This window comes from Acrocarpospora pleiomorpha (genome assembly GCF_009687885.1).
In the GTDB taxonomy this organism is placed as follows: Bacteria; Actinomycetota; Actinomycetes; order Streptosporangiales; family Streptosporangiaceae; genus Acrocarpospora; species Acrocarpospora pleiomorpha.
In genome coordinates, this window is sequence record NZ_BLAF01000110.1 from 1 (window position 1) to 6,308 (window position 6,308).

At 63.8% G+C, this 6,308-nt stretch carries 5 protein-coding genes; 3 read left to right on the forward strand and 2 right to left on the reverse strand.

The window, feature by feature from the left end; all coding sequences use genetic code 11:
- On the forward strand, positions 1–1,902 hold a 1,902-nt coding region (locus tag Aple_RS49555; RefSeq protein WP_155351771.1), incomplete at its 5' end, for a tetratricopeptide repeat protein.
- 856 nt (positions 1,903–2,758) lie between these two features.
- Here the strand turns inward: Aple_RS49555 and Aple_RS49560 are convergent.
- Entirely contained in the window at positions 2,759–3,688 is a 930-nt protein-coding gene (locus Aple_RS49560; protein ID WP_155351772.1) for a sugar kinase, read from the reverse strand.
- Positions 3,689–3,751: 63 nt separating this feature from the next.
- Here Aple_RS49560 and Aple_RS49565 point away from each other — a divergent pair, with 63 nt between their 5' ends.
- Complete coding sequence (locus tag Aple_RS49565; RefSeq protein WP_155351773.1) at positions 3,752–3,937, forward strand: tautomerase family protein; 186 nt, start codon at positions 3,752–3,754, stop codon at positions 3,935–3,937.
- 54 nt (positions 3,938–3,991) lie between these two features.
- Here the strand turns inward: Aple_RS49565 and Aple_RS49570 are convergent, their stop codons facing one another.
- Complete coding sequence (locus Aple_RS49570; RefSeq protein WP_155351774.1) at positions 3,992–5,482, reverse strand: sodium:solute symporter family protein; 1,491 nt, start codon at positions 5,480–5,482, stop codon at positions 3,992–3,994.
- A 285-nt stretch (positions 5,483–5,767) separates the two neighbouring features.
- On the opposite strand from Aple_RS49570, the gene Aple_RS49575 reads away from it, so the two are divergent.
- A partial coding sequence (locus Aple_RS49575; RefSeq protein WP_246265555.1) for an RICIN domain-containing protein occupies positions 5,768–6,308 on the forward strand: 541 nt, incomplete at its 3' end.

A 6,308-nucleotide genomic window follows, 5' to 3' on the forward strand; every position in this document is an offset into this window, starting at 1 on the left:
GCCCTGACCATCGACCCCAACCACTCCTGGGCCCTTCGCAGCCGCATCAGTTTCCTACGCCATGCGCGGCGTTTCCCAGAAGCTGAACAGGCCGCCGCCGACGCCCTGCAACGCCGACCCAACGACCCCGATGTTCAAGTCTCTGTTGGGTGGTTACACGATGCTATCGCTCGATACGAGTTAGCCCTGGAGAGTTTCGAAAAAGCTCTTGCAATTAATCCACGGCACGGCAACGCGCTTGAGTCGAGAATCACAGCGCTCCGAATGCTATACCGGTTCGAAGAAGCTAATCGAGCTAGCACTGACGCCATCACACACCGCCCCGACGACCTAGATATCAAAATCGAGCTAGGGCTCTTACACGACGGACAGCGAAAATTTGATGCCGCATTGGCATGCTTCAACATTGTCCTTCAGCGCGAAGCAGATCATATTGAGGCCAATATTGCTAGAGCAACAACTCTCCGAGCTTTGCGCCGCAGCCACGAGGCCGAGCGTGAGATATATCGACTAATTCGCCTCAAGCCAGCCAATCGATACTTAAAGTATGCGCTCGCCTGGATTCATCGCGATGAGCACCGATTCGGTGATGCTTATAAGATATTCGAAGGCCTGCTCAATACCGCAGCCAACACGCGAGAACAAGCAGAAGCACACCATGGTCTCGGATGGGTCGCCTTCGCTGACGGCCGGTACGACACGGCAGAACATGAGTTTCGGACATCAATAAATAAGCACCCCCATGAGACTGAGTCTGAGCTCGGCCTGGCATGGTCCCTTACTCGACAGAATGGCGCAGAGGCTTGGACGGAGGCAGAAAATATCGCTTTCGGAGTCGTCGAACGTTGCATATACGAGCCGTCCGCACATGTTTGCTTAGGTGTTTTAGCGTTTAAACAAGGCAATCTTGCTTCGGCTGAGTACCACCTCAAGAAGGCGCTCGAAATAGATCCTTACCACGGAAGCCATACCGATCTGGGCGCCCTTTACGTTCAGATGGCCCGATACGATGAAGCGGAGGCTGAACTCCGAGCGGCGATTGAGCGGGACTGGTACGACAGCGCGGCACATACTGAACTGGGTAACCTCTTCCTACTGCTGGGCGACGATCACACTCTACATGCCGAGCGTGAATTCCGTCAGGCTCGAACCGTTGATCCCACATCCGACGCGGCCGCGATTGGTCTGGCGCAGGCCCTCGCTCGTGTCGGTAATGAGGTAGATGCCGAGTCGACACTCCGGGAAGCGATTGCACGACAGAGTCAGCGGGAAAGGTGGCGTATGCACTTGGCTCTGGCACGCTTACTTGTGCAAAAGGGAGACAAGCAGCAGAACTCGGATCTACACGCAGAAGCCTACGCCGAGGCACAGCATGCGATTGGGCTGGCTCCTGACAGGTACGCCGACCCTCACTTTGTTGCCGGGGTAGCACAGCATCGAATGGGTTCCCTATCTGTCGATACCGGAGGACGATTCGGCTACCGTCGTCGCGCAATGCATCATCTGCGTGAATGCCTCAAACGTGACCCGAACCATATCGAAGCGCAGCGGAACGTTCACATTCTAGAGCGAGAGATGAAAGCAACTGCTCCAGCCATTGTAGGCGGTCTTGCCGTTGCAACTATATCTTTCATTTTATTGGCCACGATTTGGGTCATGTTCTTCGTTTCCAACAAGGTCACCGCAACTATGTTGTCCGTCACGACTCCGATACTTGTTGGCCTGTTCACAGTTGCGACTCTTCTCCCGGCGCTGATCCGACTTAAGTTGCCAGGATTCGAAGCGGATCTTCAAGCAGGGACAAGCGCCATTAGCCCTGGACCTACGGGTGACGTCACTTTCGGGCCTGGCCGATTCACTGTTACGGCTGGACCGACGGGACAGATCCCTCAGCGCAAATAGTACTGGTCAGGGCTCGTCGAGTCACGATTCGTCGAGGGTGCCCGACAGAGAGGCGAAAGTCCCACCGCTGACTGCACACCCATATGCAACCGGACCTGCTGCCCCTCGGGAGCGTGCTCGTTGCGTGGTCAGGGCGGGAATCATGAGAGTCACGGAGCATCACAGGCAGAAAAAAGTGCCCGACCTGTGGCGCAGCATGTGAGACAAGATCGTGCCGAAATCTTCCAAACTGCTGCCCTCAACACCATATCCAGTACAACCCTTGTCACCGACCGGTTGGCTCTTTGGCGGCCGCTAGCAGTCAAGATCATGCGCAAGCCAATCGCGGCGAATTGACGTCTCGCCGCCTATCCTCTGCGATATTGCAGTCGGCATCGCAGCACTCACAGGATTTCTCGCATGAGAAAATGCGCAGACGCCAGCGACGGCCGGGACAGGGCTCGGACGGGCCAGCATCTCCGCTGCCCGCCAGAGTCGGCTCGGCTCCATCAGCTCAGCCGCGTCCGTCGCTTCTTCCGTCGACAGGTGTGGGTCCTTGTGCTCCCGTTTGCTCCCGCCCTGACGCGCTCTCGGCGGGAGCAAACGACGCTTCCGAACCTGAAGGCCGCCAGCCCGACCTCGAGAGGCGGGCTGGCCGTGCAGACCCCGGTAAGCCCCCACACAGTCCCCACAGGAGGGGGCCAAAAGGGGCCCCACGGGCCGACATGGCACTGAAGGGCGTACAGCCCCTCTGCCTGGCCAGACACCACTGGACAAGATCATGAGACAGCGGACGCCAAGGCGGGTGGTTATCCAGCGCTAACGGCGCCGGATAACGGCGAGTAACTCAGCGACCTGCTCATTGTGTTAGGTGCTCTTAGGCTCCGCTGACTGTTTCCGCGAGCAGGCTTTCGATTTCGAGGGTGTCCGCGACTCTTCCGGTGCCGCCTTGGCCCGCCAGGGAGATCGAGGCGGCGGCTGTGCCGGCTCGGACCGCGTCCAGGAGGGAGGCGCCTCGGGCCAGCCAGGCGGCGAGGGCGCCGGTGAAGTTGTCGCCCGCGCCGGTCTGGTCGACGATCACGGGGGCGGGGACGGCGGGGACCAGGTCGGCGAATTCGCCGGTGTCGAGGAGGACGCCGTCCGCGCCCAGGGTGACCGCGACGGCGGGGGCGCCGAGCCGGCGGACGCGGCGGGCGGTCTCCTCCGGGTCGGCGGTGCCCAGGAGGGCGAGGCTGTCGCCGGGCGCGGAGATCTTCAGGAGCGCGGTGTGGGGGGCGACGGCCGCCAGGGTGGCTGTCGCGGCCTCCGGTCCGGTGAGGCGGGAGCGGTAGTTGGGGTCGTACACGACCAGGCCGGTGGCGGCGCGGGCCGCGGCTCGCACGGCCGCGTCGCAGCTGTCGGAGAGGGCGGCGGTGATGCCGCTGAGCACCAGGACGCGGGCGTCGGCGACGGGGGAGCCGGGGAGGTCGGCGGCGGAGAGGCGGGAGGCGGCGCTGCCGTGGCGCATGTAGGCGAAGGCGCGGGTTCCGCTCGGGTCCGCGCCGACCGCGTACGCGCCCGTGGAGCCGGGTCCGGAGACCATCCAGCGGGTGTCCACGCCGCGTGACCCGGCGAACCTGATCAGCCGCGCTCCGAACTCGTCCTCGCCGAGCAGGGTGACCAGCGCGGTCCTGGCCCCGGCGGAGGCCGCCGCCACCGCCACGTTGAGCGCGTCGCCGGAGAACGACAGCCGGAAGGTCTCGGCCTCGGTCAGCGCCCGGTCCGCCGAGAACTCGACCAGCGGTTCGCCCATCACGACGACGTCCATGTCCACCTTGTTTCATGTAGCGGAATATGATGTTATGTTACGCAACGCCTGAGGAGGAGTCTAATGCCCAACATCACTGTGGAGCTCTTGTCCGGCCGGACGATGGACCAGCGCCGGGACTTCGTGGCCGCCGTGACCGAAGCGGCGGTCGACATCCTCAAGGCCCGCCAGGAGGCCGTGCGCATCGTGTTCTGGGAGATAGAGAAGTCTGACGTGGCCAACGGCGGCACCTTGGAATCCGATAAGTAAGTCGCCCTCTGCTTAACACACAACGCGAAAGACCCCGCCGCGGCGGGGTCCTTCTCATGCGCGGGCCGGTTGCTCCGCCGGATCGGAGTCCAGCGAGTCGATCAGCTCGTCCCGGTCCCCGGTGCGCTCCGGCCGGAGCAGGCCCACCGCGACGTAGAGCACCAGCGAGGTCACCAGCGGCACCCCCACCACCATCGCCTGATCGGTGGACTCGATGATCCACTTGATGTACGCCCAGACGCTCAGCCCCGTCGCCCAGGACACGATCGCGGCCGTCGGCCCGCTCCGGCGGAACCACGGCAGCATGCCCAGCATCAGCGGAATGGAGATCGGCCCCATCGTCGCCGCGACCAGGTCGACGACGATCTTGAGCACCACGCCCTGCCCTTCGGTGGAGATCGCGATCACCATGCTGATCAGCACGAACGAGAACGTGGTCACCCGGGCGAAGGTCAGCTGCGCGTTGTCGGTCAGCTGCCGGACCCGGCGGACCAGCACCGGCGCGATGTCCCGCGTGATGACCGAGGAGATCACGTTGGCGTCCGAGGACACCATGGCCATCGTGTGCGAGAAGAACCCGGCCAGCACGAGCCCGATCACGCCCTGCGGGAGCAGGGTCTGCGCCAGCCGTACGTAGGCCTCCTCGGGGTTGGCGAGGCCCGGCACGATGAGGGGCGCGGCGAACATCGGGATGAACAGGATCAGCGGCCAGACCAGCCACAGGCCGCTGGACAGCAGCGCCGAGCGCTTGGCCGCGCTCCCGGAGGGCGCGGCCATGTAGCGCTGCGCCAGGTTCCACATGCCGCCGTTGTACTCGAAGGTCTTGATGAACAGCAGCGCCAGGAAGAACGTCCCGGTGTACGGCCCCGCGAACGGATCCCCGTGCCCCGCCGGCAACCGCTCCCACATCGTCCACAGCGTGGAGACTCCGCCCAAATGCGAGAGGACGGCGAGGAACATCGCGATCCCCGCCACGCCCTGGATGACGAACTGCCCGAAGTCGGTCAGCACGTCGGCCCACAGCCCGCCCGCCGTGATGTAGACCATGGTCACCACGCCGGTGATCAGGATCCCCCACCCGATCGGGATCCCGGCGAAGCCCTTCAGCAGGATCGAGATGGCCACCCACTTGGCGGCGATGTCGACCACTTTCAGCAGCGCGCCGCTGTAGGCGAGCACCTGCTGGGCCGGCAGGTTGTAGCGCCGGGCCAGATACTCCAGCGGCGAGGCGACCCCGTGCTTGGAGCGCAGCCGATTCCAGCGCGCCGCCCACAGGAACGCGCCGATGCCGACGCCGATGCCGATGGTGAGCGCCCACCAGACGTACATCGCCAGCCCGTACGTGTACGCCACCGCCGCGAACGCGACGAACATGATCGCGCTATAGCCGGACATGTGATGCGAGATGCCGGCCAGCCACCAGGGGATCTTCCCGCGCGCCGTGAAGAAGTCGATGACGGTGGCGATGCGGCCCTTGGACCAGACGCCGATGCCGATCATCACGATGAAGTACGCGGCCAGGACGGACCAATCGAGAACGGACATTCTGCCTCCTCCTTGTGCTGAGGAGGTTTCACTACACAGAATAGTGTGTCAATACATAGAACGGCCGAAGTTGAAACTTTCAGGGAGGACCTGCTGTTCGCGCATTTCGGCGAGATCTCTGGGGCCGCACTGTTCCGCTACATGGAACGTCCTGCTTATGTTGTGCGTGCCGACTAAAGGAAGGGAGGTCATCGCACTTCCCCAACGCCCTTCTCGTATGTCCCGGCCACCTGACCTGTCCGGGGCGTTGCTTTTGAAGATCAACTCTCCGAAGGGAAACCGATCGTGTTACGACGAAGTCTCACCCTCGCGCTCGGCCTGGTGCTGGCGGCGGCCGTCGCCGTCGTGGCCCAGGGCACGGCCTCGGCCGCGCCGGCGCCGGGCACGTACACGCTGGTCAACGGCAACAGCGGCCAGTGCCTTGACGTCCTCAACTTCAGCACGGCCGACAACGCGTCGCTGATCCAGTTCACCTGCACCGGCGGCACCAACCAGCGGTTCACCCTCGCGACGCAGGGGAGCGGCTTCCGCCTCGCCGCGGCCCACAGCGGCAAGTGCCTCGGCGTCGTCGACGCCAGCACGTCGGCGGGCAAGGCCGTCCAGCAGCAGAGCTGCACGGGCGCCACCTCGCAGACGTGGACGCTCACCCAGGTCGGCTCTCTCTACCGCGTGGTCAACGTCAACAGCGCCAAGTGCCTGAACATCAAGGACAGCTCGACCGCCACCGGCGCGATCGCGCAGCAGAACTCGTGCGACTCGGTGACGAGCAAGCAGTGGACGTTCGCCCCGGCGGGTTCGACCCCGCCCGTCACCCCCACCCCGACCC

Coding starts and splice junctions, on each gene's coding strand:
- Aple_RS49560 (WP_155351772.1), bottom strand. CDS start 3,688: ATGGACGTCGTCGTGATGGGCGAACCGCTGGTCGAGTTCTCGGCGGAC.
- Aple_RS49565 (WP_155351773.1), top strand. CDS start 3,752: ATGCCCAACATCACTGTGGAGCTCTTGTCCGGCCGGACGATGGACCAG.
- Aple_RS49570 (WP_155351774.1), bottom strand. CDS start 5,482: ATGTCCGTTCTCGATTGGTCCGTCCTGGCCGCGTACTTCATCGTGATG.